This window comes from Streptomyces sp. NPDC048507 (assembly GCF_043199995.1).
GTDB lineage: Bacteria > Actinomycetota > Actinomycetes > Streptomycetales > Streptomycetaceae > Streptomyces.
The window spans coordinates 151,725-168,670 of sequence record NZ_JBICWZ010000003.1; the positions used below are offsets into that span (position 1 = coordinate 151,725).

Here is a 16,946-nt window from a genome sequence, read left to right on the forward strand (position 1 = left end):
ACACGATCTCCCGGCCCCCGTGACGACTCCCGGCTACCGTCGGGAGCCGACCCCTCCCCGACCCCACGGTTCCCTCCTCCATGACGCCATCACCCCGCCGTTCCACCGCCGCCCTGCTGCTCTGCGCCACCGCGCTGGCCCTCGGCGGCTGCGCCTCGCCCGACGGGCTCGCCACGGGCGAGCCGGTGGCTCCGGCGTCCCCGCAGCCGCTGCCGGAGACGCTCTGGCCCGCCTGGGCCGAGGGCTCCTCCCCGGGCACGGGCGTCGCCACCGGCACCCGCCAGCCCGCTCCGTCACCGCTGGCGAACGGGCCGGCGGTCGGTGCGCGGGGCCTGGGGGCGGTGAACGAGCTGGACGTCGTACGGGCGGACAAGCGGATGCGACAGTTCCTGGGCACCGGGAAGATCAACGCTCCCGGGCGGGCCGGGATCCGCCCGCCCGTGCTCCTCGACGTGACCGGCGACGGGAAGAAGGAACTGCTGATCGCCGCCGACACCGAGTCGGGCCGCACCGCGCTGAGCGTCTACGCCGCCGAGGGCACCCGGATCGTCCCCGTCCTGTTCACCATCGGGCGTGGGATGGCCGCCGAGTCCCTCGGCCGGGACCTGCTGATCCACACGGCCGCCGACGACGGCTCCGAACAGGCCGTCCGCTACCGCTGGGACGGCGAACGGATGACGGTGGTCAGCGACGAGCGCCGCTACAACAAGGTGCCCGGTGCCCCCACCGCGCCCGCGGGGACCTCCCGGTGAGGGCCCCGCTGCGCCGCGGCCGTGCGCGGGTCCGGGCCCTCGGCCTGCGCTGGAAGATCGCCGCCCTGCTGGCGGTCGGCTGCTCGCTGGTCGCGCTGACCATCGGGGTCCTGATCCACGAGGCGCGCGTGCGGCAGATCGCCGACGCGGCCCGCCAGAGCGCGACCGAGCAGCTGGTCCGCGTACGGCAGGTGTACGAGCTCACCGGGCGTCTCGACTACGACAAGGTCGGGGAGGCCAATGCCCGCATCGACTGCCCCGGCACACCGGAGCCGCTGCGCGCGGCGGCCCTGGCGGGCCGGCGGACCACCTATCTGGAGCTGACCGGATCCGATCCGGCGGTGTGGGCGGCGCGGCCGGTCGGGGGCGGCCAGGTGCTGACGGTGCGGCACTCCCTCGCCGCCGAGCAGGCCGAACTGGCGGAGCTGGACGGGACGCTGATCGCCTCCGGGGCCGGGGTGGTGGCGCTCGCGGCGGTGGGCGGGGCGCTGATGGCGAGCCGGCTCAGCAAGGACATGCGGTCGGCCGCCGAGACGGCACGGCGGATCAGCGCGGGCGACCTGGATGCCCGGATCGGCTTCACGGCGGCGCCCGGGAACCGCAACGAGGTGGTCGAGCTGGCCTCGGCGGTCGACACCATGACGGCGAGCCTGCAACACCGGCTGGAGGCCGAGCAGCGGTTCACGGCGGACGTGGCGCACGAACTGCGGACCCCGCTGACCGGCCTGCACACGGCGGCCGAGCTGCTGCCGCCCGGGCGGCCGACGGAGCTGGTGCGGGACCGGGTCGGGGCGCTGCGGACGCTGACGGAGGATCTGCTGGAGGTGGCGCGGCTGGACGCGAACCGGGAGGAGGCGCGGCTGGAGGAGCACCGGCTGGGGCCGCTGGTCGCCTCGATCACCCGGCGCTCGGGAGTGGCGGCGGAACTCGTCGGCGCGTCCGGCGAGGACGGGCCGTCGGACCAGGCAGGTGGCGACGGCGACGGCGCGCTGGTGCGGACCGACGCCCGGCGGCTGGAGCGGATCCTGACGAACCTGCTGGTCAACGCCCGGCGGCACGGGTCGGGGCCGGTCACGGTGACGGTGTCCGGCGCCTCGGTGACGGTACGGGACCACGGCTCGGGCTTCCCCGGGAGCCTGCTGCGGGAGGGGCCGAGCCGGTTCAGGACGGGGACGGCGGAACGCGGCCAGGGCACGGGGCTCGGCCTGACGATCGCCTTCGGGCAGGCCCAGGTGATCGGCGCCGTCGTGACCCTCTCGAACCCGGCCCCCTCGGGCGCGGCCGCCTCGGTGGCCCTGCCCCGGGCCTGACGGCGGGCGTCCCCGGCGTCACTCGGACGGGGTGGGGGGACCCCGATGCCCTCACATGGCCTCTGACCTGCGCCTGGGCCCTCCGGAGGGGCGCTCGGGGCGTGATCTGACGCACCATCAGCAGGCGCGGGGCGGAGGCGCCGGTTTTCCTCGAGACACGACCCCGTGTCCCCAGGAGTGAGTCATGCGCCGCAGCACCGCCCACGTGCTCACCGCCACCGCGCTGACCGCGGCCGCCTTCGCCGGCCCGGTGGCCGGAGCGGTGGCCGCCGCGGACCTCGGCATGGCCCCGTTCGCCCCCGGGGACTTCGCCGTACTGGAGGTCTGGCCGAAGTCCGCCGTCCCGGGCACCACGGTCACGGTGAACACCAAGGCCTGCGGACCCGGCAGCCGGGCCGAGGGCGATGCCAGCACGGTCGGCGGCGGCCGCTTCAAACTGGTCCCGGGCACCCACAAGGAAGTGGTCGAGGGCCAGTTCCGGGTCGAGCGCGGGCTCAAGCCGGGCACCTACGGCATCGGCGCGACCTGCGCGAACGGCAAGTTCGCCACCGGCGACCTGGTCGTCGGCGAGCACGGCCCCCGAGGCCACGTGCAGTCCGGGGTGGGTGGTGGCACGACCACCGCCGCCGACCCCGCCACGATCACGGCGGGAGCGGCCGCACTGGCCGCGGCCGCCGTCGGCGGTACCTGGCTCCTGCGTCGCCGGGCGAGCGGCACGCGGAGCTGACGGGCGCCCACCGCGGCTCCGGCCGCGGTCCGACCGGTACCGCCCCCCGTCGCCCGCCCCGCGAGGTCCCCCCCGTTCGCGGGGCCGGGCGACGGCCAGTCCCACGAACGGCGAGGCAGACCCGAACGGCGAGGTGAGGGGGCAGGCATGTACGGCGGCTTCCGGCTCCCGCACGGGCACCTCGAGGCCGGAGCGGCCCCTGGCACCCAGGGCGCCCTGCGCGGCCCCGCCGGACTCGTCGCGATCATCGCCGTCATCGGCATCTGGCTCGTGACCAGCGGCTCCCGCGAGCCGGTCGGGCCGCCGCTGCCCTCCGCCGCCGAGGCGCTGAGCGCCGGGGCCCGCTACCCGGGGGCCATCGCCCCGCTCCCCGGTTCCCCTCCGAGCCGGATCCGGATCCCCTCGATCCGCGTCGACGCCCCGCTCACCGGCCTCGGCCTCGACCGCGACGGCGGCCTCGAAGTGCCCCCGCCGACCCGGCGCGAGCTCGCGGGCTGGTACCGCGACGGAACCACGCCCGGGGCCACCGGCACCGCGGTCGTCGCGGGCCACGTCGACGACGCCGGCGGCCCGGCCGTCTTCTACCACCTGGGCGCGCTGCGCCGGGGCGCCCAGATCGAGATCGCCCGCGCGGACGGACGTACGGCGGTGTTCACGGTCCACGCGGTCGAGGTCTACGACGCCAGGGCCTTCCCGGACGGGCGCGTGTACGGCCCCGCGCCGCGCGCCGAGCTCCGGGTGATCACCTGCGGCGGCGGATTCTCCCCGCGGACCGGCTACCAGGGCAACGTGGTCGTCTTCGCCCACCTCACGGGGACGTACTGAGGACGCCGCCCGCCGTCAGCGGCGGCGTCGCGTCATCCCCACTGTTCGAAGCCCAGCTTGATCACCAGGGCGCCGACCACGGTCAGCAGCACGCCCCGGACGAATCCGCTGCCCTTCCTGAGCGCCATGCCGGCGCCGATCATGCCTCCGGCCAGGTTGAAGAGCGCCATCAGCGCGGCCAGCTGCCACAGCACCATCCCCTGGTACGCGAACATCGCGAGCGCCCCGGCGTTCGTGCACACGTTGACGATCTTGGCGGTGGCGGAGGCGGTGACCAGGTCGAGGTGGAGCAGTGCGGTGAGGGCCAGCACCAGGAAGGTGCCCGTGCCGGGTCCGATCAGGCCGTCGTAGAAGCCGATGCCGAGACCTGCGAGGCCGATGGCGAGCAGCACCCGCTGCCGGGAGACGGGCGTGGTGGAGGGTGCGGCGCCGAAGCCCGGCTTGAAGATGACCACGGCGGCCACCACCACCAGCACCCCCATGATCAGCGGCCGTAGCGCGTCCTTGCTGATCCCGCCCGCCAGCGCGGCCCCGCCCATCGACCCGGCCAGCGCGGCCAGGCCGATCCGGACGGCGAGCTTCACGTCCACCGGGGCCTTGCGGGCGAAGGTGACGGCGGCCCCGGTGGTGCCGACGATGGCCACCGCCTTGTTGGTGCCGAGCACGGTGGCGGGGTGGGCGTGCGGCAGGCCGAGCAGCAGGGCGGGCAGGAGCAGCAGTCCGCCACCGCCGACGACGGCGTCGATCCAGCCGGCGGCGGCCGCGGCGACGCACAGCACGATGATCATGGTCAGTGATATGTCAGGCACGGGCCGACCCTATGGACCGGATCCATGCAGGAGCCATCAGTCTCCGGAAACTTGCGCAAAGGTTGAGCTTTGCCGGGCCGGCACCCGGTCCGGGGCCACCGGAGCGGCCGGCTCCACCAGCGCCGTCAGGGCGCTGGCCGCCAGCACGCTGGCCAGCCCCAGCCCCGCCGCGAGCCGCCCCGCGGGGGGTACGCGGGCCACCCCGGCCGCCCAGGCCCGCAGGGCGGAGTCCCGGCGGAGCCCGCGGGACCCGCGTGACCTGCGGGACCCCCGGTGCCGGGCGGCGGGGCGGGCCCCCGGCAGGGTCACGGGCACGGCTACGTGCAGGGGGTGGCGCATGACGCGGGGGCCTTTCACGACGGACGGGCGGGAACGGAAGCGGCAGTGGAAACGGAAGCGGAAGCGGGCACGCGGGCCGGACCGCGCGGGCCCCTCAAAAGGTGAAGCACTCGGTGTGGACGCGCCCGGCCGGCACCCCGGCCCGCAGCAGCGCGCCCCGCGTGGCCTCCGTCATCCCGGGCGGCCCGCACAGGTACACGTCGTGCTCCGCCAGGTCCGGCACCAGCGCGGCCAGCGCCCGCGGGGCCAGCGGGTCGTAGGCCCCGTCGGACGGCCCGAGCAGGTAGTGCAGGCCGGCCTGACGCCCGGCGGCGATGGCCTCCAGCTCGGCCCGCAGCACGAGCTGGTCCTCCGCACCGGCCCGGTAGAGCAGGGTGATGTCCCCGGGGCCGCCGGGCAGCGTCTCGAACAGGGCCCGCATCGGAGTGATCCCGACCCCGCCCGCGATCAGCAGCACCTTGGGCCGGGTCCGCCGGGCGGCGGTGAGCGCCCCGAACGGCCCGGTGGCGAGGACGCGCGTACCCGGGCGCAGCCGGCGGATCCGGCGGGAGTGTCCGCCGAGCCCCTTGACGGTGATCCGCAGGGCGGTGCCGCGCACCGGCGCCGACAGTGAGAACGGCAGGGCCGTGTACCAGAGCCGCCGGGTCAGGAACCGCCAGCGCAGGAACTGTCCGGGCTCGGCGCGCAGTTCCGCGAGGTGCTGCCCGTGCACGACGACGGAGACCACGCCGGGCCCCTCCACCCTGACCTCGGCCACCCGCAGCGCGTGCCGCAGGGCCTGCCGTACGGGGACCACGGCCCGGTACCAGACCAGCAGCACGCCCACCACGGCGTAGGCCAGGGCCCAGAACCAGGCGGCGGCCGCCAGGTCAGGCCCGGCGAGCTGGTGGCCGAAGGCAAGCGCGGCGGCGAGGTACACGGCCAGGTGCACCCCGCGCCAGGTTTCGTGCGCGACCCGGCGGCGTACCGCCCGGGCGGAGGTCACGCCGACCGCGCCCAGCAGGACGGTCCCGGCCGCGGCGGCCCCGAGCCAGGGATAGCCGAGCAGGTCCCGCACGGCGGTGAGCACGTCGACCCCCTCGTGGACGGCGAAGCCGAGCAGCGCCAGGAGCCCGTGGCCGAAGCAGAGCAGGACCACGTGCCGGCCGCCCAGCGCGTGCCAGCGGGCGAGCCGGTCGGCGCCGACGCCGTGCTCCACGGCGGGCACCCGGGCCATGAGGAACAGCAGCACGAGGATCCCGTACCCGGCGAGCAGCCCGGTCAGGTGCGCGGCGGTGGCGAACAGCGCGTCGAGCCGGGCCGAGGGGCGCACCTGGGCCGCCCAGAGCAGGGCGACCAGCCCCGCCCCGCCCAGCATCCCGCCCTTGACCCGTACCGCCGCATCTCGCATGGCAGCCACGCTAAGCGGGCCCGGGGCCCTCGCGGTGATCCTTAAGACGGCCTTGAGGGAGGCCTCACCGACCCTTAATCCCGGCGCTGAGGACGGCGTTCCGTCCGGGTAACAGGGGTGGTGCGGCGGGGAAACAGCGGGCGCGCAGGCTCGAGGACACGACGTCCCGTTCCGCCCTCTCACCGACGACGGAGGCCCCCGACATGACCGAGCCCCTGCCCGCGATCGTACTGATCGGCCACGGCATGGTCGGCCAGCGCTACCTGGAGGCCCTCGCCGAGCGCGGCGCCACCGCGACCCACCGCGTCACGGTGCTCGCCGAGGAGCCCCGGCCCGCCTACGACCGCGTGCGCCTCACCTCGTACTTCTCCGGCAACACCCCCGAGGACCTCTCCGTGACCCCGGACGGGTTCATGGAGCGCCACGGCATCGCGCTGCACCTCGACGACCCCGCCGAGAGCATCGACCGGGACGCCCGTACGGTCACCGCCCGCTCCGGGCGGGTGTTCCCGTACGACGTGCTCGTCCTGGCGACCGGCAGCTCCCCCTTCGTGCCGCCCGTCCCCGGGCGGGACGCGCCCGGCTGCTTCGTGTACCGCACGGTCGAGGACCTCCTCGCGATCGAGGCCTACGCGAAGACGCGCGCGAGCGGGGCCGTGGTCGGCGGCGGGCTGCTCGGGCTGGAGGCGGCCGGCGCGCTCAAGGGTCTCGGACTGGACACGCGCGTGGTGGAGTTCGCGCCCCGCCTGATGCCCGTCCAGGTCGACGAGGGCGGCGGCGCGGCCCTGCTGCGCACCATCGAGTCGATGGGGCTGAGCGTGCACACCGGCGTCGGCACCGAGGAGGTGCTGACCGCGGAGGACGGCTCCGTCAGCGGCATGCGGCTCTCGGACGGCTCGGCCGTCGCGACGGACCTCGTCGTCTTCTCCGCCGGGATCCGCCCCCGCGACGCGCTGGCCCGCGCCTGCGGACTGGCCGTCGGCGAGCGCGGCGGGATCGTCGTCGACTCCCGCTGCCGCACCTCCGACCCGCGGGTGTACGCCGTCGGCGAATGCGCCCTGGCCGCCGACGGCCGGGTCTACGGACTGGTCGCGCCCGGCTACGAGATGGCCGCGACGGCCGCCGAGGACCTGCTGGGCCGCGCGCGGGAGTTCACCGGGGCCGACCTGTCCACCAAGCTCAAGCTGCTCGGCGTGGACGTGGCCTCCTTCGGCGACGCGCACGGGACGACGCCCGGCAGCCTCGCGGTGGTGTGGTCCGACGCCCGCTCGGGCGTCTACAAGAAGCTCGTGGTCTCCCCCGAGGGGGTCCTGCTCGGCGGGGTGCTGGTCGGCGACGCCGACGCCTACGGGCTGCTGCGCCCGCTCACCGGCAGCGTCCCGCCGGTCGCCCCCGAGCAGCTGGTGCTGCCCGCCGGGCTCGGCCCCGCGAGCGGACTGGGCCCCTCCACGCTCCCCGACTCCGCGGTGGTCTGCTCCTGCCACAACGTCACCAAGAAGGCGATCAGTGCCTGCGCGAGCCTGCCCGAGGTCAAGCGGTGCACCAAGGCGGGCACCGGCTGCGGGGGCTGCCTGAAGGTGATCGGCCAGCTGCTGCCGGCCGCCGACGGCCAGGGGCTGTGCGGTTGCTTCCCGTACACCCGGGCGGAGCTCTACGAGATCGTCCGGACCCGGCGCCTGACCTCGTACCGGGAGATCCTGGACGCCCACGGCCGCCCGGAGGCCCGCGGCGGCGACGGCTGCGAGGTCTGCAAGCCCGCGGTCGGCTCGGTCATCGCCTCCCTCGCCGCCGCCCTCGGCGCGAGCGGCTACGTCCTCGACGGGGAGCAGGCCGCCCTCCAGGACACCAACGACCACTTCCTGGCCAACCTCCAGCGCAACGGCTCGTACTCGGTCGTCCCGCGCATCCCGGGCGGGGAGATCACCCCCGACAAGCTGATCGTGATCGGCGAGGTGGCCCGCGACTTCGGCCTCTACACGAAGATCACCGGCGGCCAGCGGATCGACCTCTTCGGCGCCCGCGTCGACCAGCTGCCCGGCATCTGGGCCCGGCTCGTCGACGCCGGGTTCGAGTCCGGGCACGCGTACGGCAAGGCCCTGCGGACGGTGAAGTCCTGCGTGGGGAGCACCTGGTGCCGTTACGGGGTCCAGGACAGCGTCCGCATGGCCATCGGCCTGGAGCTGCGCTACCGGGGTCTGCGCGCCCCGCACAAGCTGAAGTCGGCGGTGTCCGGCTGCGCCCGCGAGTGCGCGGAGGCGCAGAGCAAGGACTTCGGCGTCATCGCGACGGCGAGCGGCTGGAACCTCTACGTCGGCGGCAACGGCGGCGCGGTCCCGCGCCACGCCGACCTGCTCGCACAGGACCTCTCGGACGCCGAACTGGTGCGGCTGATCGACCGGTTCCTGATGTTCTACATCCGCACCGCCGACCGGCTGGAGCGGACCTCCACCTGGCTGGAGCGGCTGGAGGGGGGCCTGGACCACCTGCGGGACGTGATCGTGCACGACTCGCTCGGACTGTGCGCGGAGCTGGAGGCGCTGATGGCCGGGCACGTGGCGCACTACCGCGACGAGTGGGCGGAGACGCTCCGCGACCCCGAGCGGATGCGCCGGTTCGTGTCCTTCGTGAACGCGCCCGGCGCCCCCGACCCGACGGTGCGGTTCGTCCCCGAACGCGACCAGGTCAAGCCCGATCTGGCCGTCCTGACGATCGGAGGGGTCCGATGACCTTGGAATTGAAGGTGGCCGACGGCTGGTTGGCGGTGTGCGAGCTGTCCGCGCTCACCCCGGGCCGGGGTGTCGCCGCCCTGCTGCCCGACGGGAGCCAGGCGGCGGTGTTCCTCGACCGGGCCGGGCGTCCGTACGCGATCGGCAACCGGGACCCCTTCACCGGGGCCCAGGTCCTCTCGCGCGGGCTGCTGGGGCGGGCGGCGGGCCGGCCGTTCGTGGCCTCGCCGCTGCTGAAGCAGCGCTTCGACCTGGAGTCGGGGCGCTGCCTGGACGACGAGGAGGTGGCGGTCCGGACGTATCCGGTGCGGACCGCCGGGGCCTCGTAGGGGGGCCTGCCGGGCCGGCCGCGCGGCCGTCAGCCCTGGACCATCGACGGGTCCATCCACATGATCTCCCAGGTGTGGCCGTCGAGGTCGTCGAAGGCCCGGCCGTACATGACTCCGTGGTCCTGCGGCGGGCGGGGCTCACCGGCCCCGGCCGCCACCGCCGCGTCGACGAGCGCGTCGACGGCGGTGCGGCTCTCGGCGCTCAGGCAGAGCAGGACCTCGGAGGTGGTGGTGGCGTCGGCGATGGCCTTGTGGGTGAAGTCCTTGTAGCGGGCCTCGGTGAGGAACATCGCGACGATGCTGTCGGTGATGGGCATGGAGGCGCAGTTCTCGTCGGTGAACTGGGCGTTGAAGGAGTAACCGAGCTTGCCCCAGAAGGCCTTGGTCGCGTCGAGGTCCTTCACGGGCAGGTTGACGAAGATCATGGTGGTCATCTCGGTGTCTCTTCTCTCGTGTGTCCGGCGGGCCCGGCGCGTGCGGTGCTTCCGAGGGGTAGACCGGGGCCCGGCCCCGGACTCATCGCTCTCCGGGAAACTTTCTTCCCCAGGATCCGCCGCGCGGCCGCCGGCCCTCAGGACGCCACGGCGCCGCCCTTGAGGAGGGCCGCGCCCAGCGGGGTCACCGTGTGCAGGACGGCGTTGCCGTGGCGCAGGGTCGTCACCAGGCCCGCCTCGCGCATCACGCAGGCGTGCTGGCTCGCCGAGGCGAGGGAGACCCCGGCGCGGCGGGCCAGTTCGCTGGTGGTGGCCCCGTCCCCGATGGCCCGCAGCACCACGGAACGGGTGTGGCCCACGAGCTTGCCCAGCGTGCGCTGGCGCTGCTCCTCCGCCGGCCGGGCGGCCTCCCCGGCGGCCGCCGCCGACGCCAGTGGGGCCGCCGCCGGATAGACCAGCACGGGCGGCAGCTCCGGATCGTGCAGGGTCACCGCGGTGCGGCGGCAGAAGAAGGACGGCTGGAGCAGCAGCCCGCGCCCGCGCAGCCGTACGTCGCGGTCCACCGGGTACTCGCATTCGAGCACCGGCGCCCGCCAGCGCAGCATCGGCGGCAGGGAGGCGAGCAGTTCGTCGGCGCCGCCGTCGAGCAGCGCCCGGCCGCGCGCGGCCCGCTCGGCCTCTATCTGCGCCTGGATGTGGGTCCAGTACGGCTCCACCGCCGCCCGGTGGTATCCGCGCAGCTCCGCCAGCAGCCGCGGCAGGTGCTTGGTGCCGCCGTCGATGAACTCCCGCAGCCGGGAGGGCGGCGGGGTCCCGAAGGCCGCGCCGAAGCCCGTACCGGAGCCGGATCCCACGAGGGAGAGCTCGCGCCGCAGCCGCTCGGGGCGCAGCCCGCGCAAGGCGTCGAGGCCGACGTCCCACCCGTACTGCCCCTCGGTGGGCGTCAGGAAATCCGGGAAATAGCCGCGCGCCGGTATGAGCGCGCCGAGCAGCCTTGTTTCACCATTCAACCGGCTCCGGGTTTCCGTACGCCATTCACCGAACAACCGGACATCACGCCGGTCTCTTAAGCGGTGAAAACTAAGAATCGTTTCCCACAACGCATCGGGACGCCCTGCCATCCGTACGCGTGCCAGGTCCACTCCAGTGAAATGGATACGAAGCACCGAACCCCCAGCTGTGCAACCGCAATCCCCCCGCCCCATGAGTATGCATGCCGTCACACGTGGTCACCACGCCCTTTCGGCCACAGTTGAAACCCCTTTCGGCAGGGGCGTGACAAGCGAAATCCTGTACTCCGCCAGGCACACTCCGGTGCGACCGAAACGCTCCGTGAAGGCCGTGGGGGGCTTTGCGGGGCCTGGCGGTCGGTCGCACAGGGAAGCGCCGACGTGCCTGGCGGATAGGCGGCAGGCGGTGGACGGGTGGGGATCCGTCCACCGCCTGGTGCCGTAAAGACTTCGTTGAATATGCGGCGATACCCCGCCTTCGAAAAGAAGGCGCGCCCGTCCCCCGCGGTCAGGACACCGGGGACGGGCGCGGTCGGGGCGGGACCGGCGATGACCGGTCCCCGCGAGGCTCAGCGGCTGTCGGAGCCCTTCGACTCGGCGGCCGCGCGACCGGCCTCCAGGCGCGCCACCGGGATCCGGAAGGGCGAGCAGGAGACGTAGTCGAGGCCGACCTCGTGGAAGAAGTGCACCGACTCCGGGTCGCCGCCGTGCTCGCCGCAGACGCCGAGCTTGAGGTCGGGGCGGGTGGCCCGGCCGGACTCCACGGCGCTGCGGACCAGCGAGCCGACGCCGTCCTTGTCGATGGTCTCGAAGGGCGAGACCCCGAAGATGCCCTTCTCCAGGTACGCGGTGAAGAAGCTGGCCTCGACGTCGTCGCGGGAGAAGCCCCACACGGTCTGGGTCAGGTCGTTCGTGCCGAAGGAGAAGAACTGCGCGGCCTCGGCGATCTGGCCGGCGGTCAGGGCGGCGCGGGGCAGCTCGATCATGGTGCCGATGCTCAGCTTGAGCTCCGTGCCCGTCGCGGCCTCGACCTCGGCGATGACCTGGTCGGCCTCCTCGCGGACGATCTCCAGCTCCTGGACGGTGCCCACGAGCGGGACCATGATCTCGGCGCGCGGGTCGCCCTTGGCGTTCTTGCGCTCGGCCGCGGCCTCGGCGATGGCCCGGACCTGCATCTTGAACAGACCGGGGATGACCAGACCGAGCCGGACGCCGCGCAGACCCAGCATCGGGTTCTGCTCGTGCAGCTTGTGCACGGCCTGGAGCAGGCGCAGGTCGTTCTCGTTGGCGTCCTTGCGGGACTCGGCGAGGGCGACGCGCACCGAGAGCTCGGTGATGTCGGGCAGGAACTCGTGCAGCGGCGGGTCCAGGAGGCGGACCGTGACGGGCAGCCCGTCCATCGCCTCGAACAGCTCGACGAAGTCCTTCTTCTGCAGCGGCAGGAGGGCACTGAGTGCCTCCTCGCGCTCGCCGTCGGTGTCCGCCAGGATCAGCCGCTCCACCAGCTCGCGGCGCTCGCCGAGGAACATGTGCTCGGTGCGGCACAGGCCGATGCCCTGAGCTCCGAACCGGCGGGCGCGCAGCGCGTCCTCGGCGTTGTCGGCGTTGGCGCGCACCCGCAGGCGGCGGACGCGGTCCGCGTAGGCCATGATCCGGTGCACGGCGGCGACGAGCTCGTCGGCGTCGTCGGCTCCGGCGTGCATGCGGCCCTCGAAGTACTCGACGACCGGGGACGGTACGACGGGTACCTCGCCGAGGTAGACCTTGCCGGTGGAGCCGTCGATGGAGACGACGTCGCCCTCTTCGATGACCGTCTCGCCGACCGTCATCCGGCGGCGCTTGGTGTCGACGTCGAGCTCCTCGGCGCCGCAGACACAGGTCTTGCCCATGCCGCGGGCGACGACGGCGGCGTGCGAGGTCTTGCCGCCGCGCGAGGTCAGGATGCCCTCGGAGGCGATCATGCCGTCCAGGTCGTCCGGGTTGGTCTCGCGGCGGATCAGGATGACCTTCTCGCCGGAGCGGGACCACTTGACGGCCGTGTACGAGTCGAAGACGGCCTTGCCGACCGCCGCGCCCGGGGAGGCGGCGATGCCGCGGCCCAGCAGGGTGCTCTTGGCCGCGTCGTCGAAGCGCGGGAACATCAGCTGCGCCAGCTGGTGGCCGGTGACGCGCTGGAGCGCCTCGGCCTCGTCGATCAGGCCCTGGTCCACGAGCTGCGTGGCGATGCGGAAGGCGGCGCCGGCGGTGCGCTTGCCGACGCGGGTCTGGAGCATCCACAGCTGGCCGCGCTCGATGGTGAACTCGATGTCGCAGAGATCCTTGTAGTGGGTCTCCAGCGTCTCCATGATCGCCATGAGCTGGTCGTACGAGACCTTGTCGATCTGCTCCAGATCGGCCAGCGGGACGGTGTTGCGGATGCCCGCGACGACGTCCTCGCCCTGCGCGTTCTGCAGGTAGTCGCCGTAGACGCCCTGGTGGCCGCTGGCGGGGTCGCGGGTGAAGGCGACGCCGGTGCCGGAGTCGGGGCCGAGGTTGCCGAAGACCATGGAACAGATGTTGACGGCGGTGCCCAGGTCGCCGGGGATGCGCTCCTGGCGGCGGTAGAGCTTCGCGCGGTCGGTGTTCCAGGAGTTGAAGACCGCCTCGACGGCGAGGTCCATCTGCTCGCGGGCGTCCTGCGGGAACGCGCGGCCGGCCTCCTTCGCGACGATCTTCTTGAAGGACGCGACCAGCGTCTTCAGGTCCGCGGCGTCGAGGTCGGTGTCGACGGTGACCTTCTTGGCGGCCTTGGCCTCGTCGAGGGCGTCCTCGAAGAGCTCGCCCTCGACGCCGAGGACGGTCTTGCCGAACATCTGGATCAGACGGCGGTAGGAGTCCCAGGCGAAGCGCTCGTCGCCGGACTGGGCGGCGAGGCCCGCGACGGACTCGTCGGAGAGGCCGATGTTGAGGACCGTGTCCATCATGCCCGGCATGGAGAACTTGGCTCCGGAGCGGACGGAGACCAGCAGCGGGTCGTCCGACTGGCCCAGCTTCTTGCCCATCTTCGCCTCGAGGGCGGCGAGGTGCGCGCTGACCTCGTCGCGCAGCGCGGCCGGGGCCGAGCCGCTCTCCAGGTAGACCTTGCAGGCCTCGGTGGTGATGGTGAAGCCGGGAGGCACGGGGAGACCAAGGTTGGTCATCTCGGCGAGGTTGGCTCCCTTGCCGCCGAGAAGGTCCTTGAGGTCCCGGTTGCCCTCGGTGAAGTCGTAGACGAGCTTCTGATCTTTGTTTTCCGACACGGGTCTCGACTCCTCGAGGACTCGGGTGGCTGCCCTGACGGCCAGGAACATACCCAGATCGAAGGCTTCTGGGTACGTCCACTTGGTCGTCATGAGGCTGTAACCACCCGTGCGCCAGCAGATCGAAAGTAACTCACGGGTAGAGGAAACCCCCTGTGATCCTTCATTTCCCGAAGAGAGGGTGCCCCTTCAGGGCCTGATTCCGCTCGGATGAGCGATCATCGATCCATTTGCGTTCAAGTCTTGAACGCAGAAAGGGTGGCACCCAGTGCCACCCTTTGAAAGTCTTACCCGTGACTTCTGCGCTCATCTGAGCGAAACATCTCCCATGCGTGGCGTATATCACGCCGCACTGAGGGCGATTTGTCAGCCTCCGGACGTGTCCAGCTCGGCGTCCTCGCTCACCCCGGCACAGTCGTACGGATCCTTCAACCAGCCCTCGGGCAGGACAACCCGGTTGTTTCCGGACGTCCGGCCGCGCGGGCCGTCCGCGTCGTCGGGCCACGGCTGATCCAGATCCAGCTCGCTCAGATGAGCGTCCAATTCGGCCAGGGAGGAGGTGACGGCCAGCTTGCCGCGCATCTGCGACCCCACGGCGAAGCCCTTGAGGTACCAGGCCACGTGCTTACGGAAGTCGATCACCCCGCGGGCCTCGTCCCCGATCCACTCCCCCAGCAGCTGCGCGTGCCGGTGCATGGTGGCCGCGACCTCGCGCAGGGTCGGCTTGTGGAAGTCCTCCGGGCGGCCCTCGAAGGCCGCGACCAGGTCGTTGAACAGCCACGGCCGGCCCAGGCAGCCGCGCCCCACGACCACGCCGTCACAGCCCGTCTCGCGGACCATGCGCAGCGCGTCCTCGGCGCACCAGATGTCGCCGTTGCCGAGCACCGGGATCTCCGGGACGTGCTCCTTGAGCCGCGCGATGGCGTCCCAGTCGGCGGTGCCGCCGTAGTGCTGGGCGGTGGTGCGCCCGTGCAGGGCGATCGCGGTGACCCCCTCCTCGACGGCGATCCGGCCGGCGTCGAGGTAGGTGAGGTGCTCGTCGTTGATGCCCTTGCGCATCTTCATGGTCACCGGCAGGTCCCCGGCGCCCGCGACGGCCTCGCGCAGGATCGCGCGCAGCAGGTTGCGCTTGTAGGGCAGGGCCGAGCCGCCGCCCTTGCGGGTGACCTTGGGGACGGGGCAGCCGAAGTTCAGGTCGATGTGGTCGGCGCGGTCTTCTTCGACGATCATCCGCACGGCCTTGCCGACCGTCACCGGATCCACCCCGTACAGCTGAATCGAGCGGGGCTTTTCCGTCGCGTCGAAGTGGATCAGCTGCATGGTCTTGTCGTTGCGCTCGACCAGGGCGCGGGTCGTGATCATCTCGCTCACGAACAACCCCTTGCCGCCCGAGAACTCGCGGCAGAGGGTGCGGAACGGGGCGTTGGTGATGCCTGCCATCGGCGCGAGCACCACCGGGGGCTGCACGGTGTGCGGGCCGATCGCGAGGGGCGGGGGGAGCGTGGTCATCCCCCCATTGTCGCGCACGCCTTGTTCGTTAGTTAGCCGTACTATCGGCAATATGCATCACATGAGTCCCCGGCGGCGTGTGCTCGTCCTGGCGATCTGCTGCATGAGCCTGCTCATCGTCAGCCTCGACAACACCGTCCTGAACGTCGCCCTCCCCTCGATGCGCCGCGACCTGCACGCCTCGGTCTCCGGCATGCAGTGGACGATCGACGCGTACACCCTGGTCCTCGCCTCGCTGCTGATGCTGGCCGGCTCGACGGCGGACCGGATCGGGCGGCGCAAGGTCTTCGCGACGGGCCTGGTCCTCTTCACGGCGGGCTCGGTGCTCTGTTCGCTCGCGCCGACCCTCGAATGGCTGATCGCCTTCCGGATGATCCAGGCCGTCGGCGGCTCGATGCTCAACCCGGTCGCCATGTCGATCATCACCAACACCTTCACCGACCCCAAGGAACGGGCCCGCGCCATCGGCGTCTGGGGCGCGGTGGTGGGCATCTCGATGGCCGCCGGGCCGCTGATCGGCGGACTGCTCGTGGACTCCGTGGGCTGGCGGTCCATCTTCTGGGTGAACCTCCCCGTCGGGCTCGTGGCCCTCGCGCTGACCCTGCGCTACATCCCCGAGTCCCGGTCCGACCGGCCGCGGCGGCCCGACCCGGTGGGCCAGCTGCTGGTCATGGCCCTGCTCGGGACGGTGACGTACGCGATCATCGAAGCCCCGGCGGCGGGCTGGACCTCCGCGCAGACCCTCGGCTGCGGCGCGGCCGCGGTGGCCGCGCTGGTGGGGCTGCTGGTCTACGAGCCCCGGCGCGCGGAGCCGCTGATCGACCCCCGGTTCTTCCGGAGCGTGCCCTTCAGCGGCGCGACGGTACTGGCGGTGAGCGCCTTCGCCGCACTGTCGGGCTTCCTCTTCCTGAACACCCTCTACCTCCAGGACGTGCGCGGGCTGAGCGCGCTGGACGCCGGGCTCTACATGCTGCCGATGGCGGCCTTCGCCTTCCTGTGCGCGCCCGTTTCGGGGCGGCTGGTGGCCACCCGGGGCCCGCGGCTGCCGCTGCTGGTGGCGGGGGTGACCATGGGGGCGAGCGGGCTGCTGTTCGCGGTGTTCTCGGCGGAGGGTTCCACGCCCCTGATGTTCGCCGGGTACGTGCTCTTCGGCATCGGCTTCGGCCTGGTCAACGCCCCGATCACCAATACGGCGGTGTCCGGGATGCCGCGCGCCCAGGCGGGGGTCGCGGCCGCCGTGGCCTCCACCAGCCGGCAGACCGGCGGGGCCCTGGGCGTGGCGGTGATCGGCGCGGTGCTGGCCGCCGGGACGGCCGGCGGCGGGGACTTCGCGGCGGCCACCCGGCCCGCCTGGTGGATCATCACCGCCTGCGGGCTGCTGGTCCTGGTCGTCGGGGCCGCCACCACCGGCCCCTGGGCCGACGCGACGGCCCGCCGGGCGGCCCGCGAGCTGGAGCCCTCCCCCGTTCCCTCCGCCACGGCCGCCGCTCCCCCGCTGGCCTGACGCT

13 protein-coding genes are annotated in these 16,946 nt (G+C 73.1%); 7 read left to right on the plus strand and 6 right to left on the minus strand.

What is annotated here, in order from left to right:
* Positions 1 to 80 precede the first annotated feature (80 nt).
* The 4 genes from ACGFXC_RS09760 to ACGFXC_RS09775 all read left to right on the plus strand — a co-directional run bounded on the left by ACGFXC_RS09760 (position 81) and on the right by ACGFXC_RS09775 (position 3,614).
* On the plus strand, positions 81 to 752 hold the full coding sequence (locus tag ACGFXC_RS09760; RefSeq protein WP_393711238.1) for a hypothetical protein: 672 nt from the start codon (positions 81 to 83) through the stop codon (positions 750 to 752).
* Positions 749 to 2,062, plus strand: coding sequence for an ATP-binding protein (locus tag ACGFXC_RS09765; RefSeq protein ID WP_393711240.1), 1,314 nt, complete (start codon positions 749 to 751; stop codon positions 2,060 to 2,062). Before ACGFXC_RS09760 ends, ACGFXC_RS09765 begins: the two co-directional genes overlap by 4 nt.
* 184 nt (positions 2,063 to 2,246) lie before the next feature.
* Positions 2,247 to 2,789, plus strand: a complete 543-nt coding sequence (locus tag ACGFXC_RS09770; RefSeq protein WP_393711242.1) for a hypothetical protein — start codon at positions 2,247 to 2,249, stop codon at positions 2,787 to 2,789.
* Between the two features lie 147 nt (positions 2,790 to 2,936).
* Positions 2,937 to 3,614 carry a class F sortase gene (locus tag ACGFXC_RS09775; RefSeq protein WP_393711244.1) on the plus strand — a complete coding sequence of 226 codons (678 nt, stop codon included), beginning with the start codon at positions 2,937 to 2,939 and terminating at the stop codon, positions 3,612 to 3,614.
* Positions 3,615 to 3,646: 32 nt separating this feature from the next.
* On the opposite strand, the gene ACGFXC_RS09780 is transcribed toward ACGFXC_RS09775, so the two are convergent.
* The gene (locus ACGFXC_RS09780) at positions 3,647 to 4,423 is read right to left on the minus strand and encodes a TSUP family transporter (RefSeq protein WP_351819156.1); all 777 of its coding nucleotides are present in this window, start codon (positions 4,421 to 4,423) and stop codon (positions 3,647 to 3,649) included.
* Positions 4,424 to 4,856: 433 nt separating this feature from the next.
* Complete coding sequence (locus ACGFXC_RS09785) at positions 4,857 to 6,152, minus strand: ferric reductase-like transmembrane domain-containing protein (protein ID WP_393711246.1); 1,296 nt, start codon at positions 6,150 to 6,152, stop codon at positions 4,857 to 4,859.
* Between the two features lie 203 nt (positions 6,153 to 6,355).
* On the opposite strand from ACGFXC_RS09785, the gene nirB reads away from it, so the two are divergent.
* Both nirB and nirD read left to right on the plus strand, forming a co-directional pair.
* The gene (nirB, locus tag ACGFXC_RS09790; protein ID WP_393711248.1) at positions 6,356 to 8,878 is read left to right on the plus strand and encodes a nitrite reductase large subunit NirB; all 2,523 of its coding nucleotides are present in this window, start codon (positions 6,356 to 6,358) and stop codon (positions 8,876 to 8,878) included.
* Complete coding sequence (gene nirD / locus ACGFXC_RS09795) at positions 8,875 to 9,207, plus strand: nitrite reductase small subunit NirD (protein WP_393711250.1); 333 nt, start codon at positions 8,875 to 8,877, stop codon at positions 9,205 to 9,207. The genes nirB and nirD overlap by 4 nt, the downstream gene beginning before the upstream one ends.
* Positions 9,208 to 9,236: 29 nt before the next feature.
* On the opposite strand, the gene ACGFXC_RS09800 is transcribed toward nirD, so the two are convergent.
* The 4 genes from ACGFXC_RS09800 to dusB all read right to left on the minus strand — a co-directional run bounded on the left by ACGFXC_RS09800 (position 9,237) and on the right by dusB (position 15,438).
* The gene (locus tag ACGFXC_RS09800; RefSeq protein WP_393711252.1) at positions 9,237 to 9,641 is read right to left on the minus strand and encodes a VOC family protein; all 405 of its coding nucleotides are present in this window, start codon (positions 9,639 to 9,641) and stop codon (positions 9,237 to 9,239) included.
* 137 nt (positions 9,642 to 9,778) lie between these two features.
* Entirely contained in the window at positions 9,779 to 10,807 is a 1,029-nt protein-coding gene (locus ACGFXC_RS09805) for an ArsR/SmtB family transcription factor (RefSeq protein ID WP_393711254.1), read from the minus strand.
* Between the two features lie 413 nt (positions 10,808 to 11,220).
* A complete protein-coding gene (gene ppdK, locus ACGFXC_RS09810; protein WP_393711256.1) occupies positions 11,221 to 13,929 on the minus strand; it encodes a pyruvate, phosphate dikinase in 2,709 nt (902 codons plus the stop codon).
* Between the two features lie 366 nt (positions 13,930 to 14,295).
* Complete coding sequence (dusB, locus tag ACGFXC_RS09815; RefSeq protein ID WP_393711258.1) at positions 14,296 to 15,438, minus strand: tRNA dihydrouridine synthase DusB; 1,143 nt, start codon at positions 15,436 to 15,438, stop codon at positions 14,296 to 14,298.
* Positions 15,439 to 15,490: 52 nt separating this feature from the next.
* Here dusB and ACGFXC_RS09820 point away from each other — a divergent pair, with 52 nt between their 5' ends.
* Positions 15,491 to 16,942, plus strand: coding sequence for an MFS transporter (locus tag ACGFXC_RS09820; RefSeq protein WP_393711260.1), 1,452 nt, complete (start codon positions 15,491 to 15,493; stop codon positions 16,940 to 16,942).
* Positions 16,943 to 16,946 lie beyond the last annotated feature (4 nt).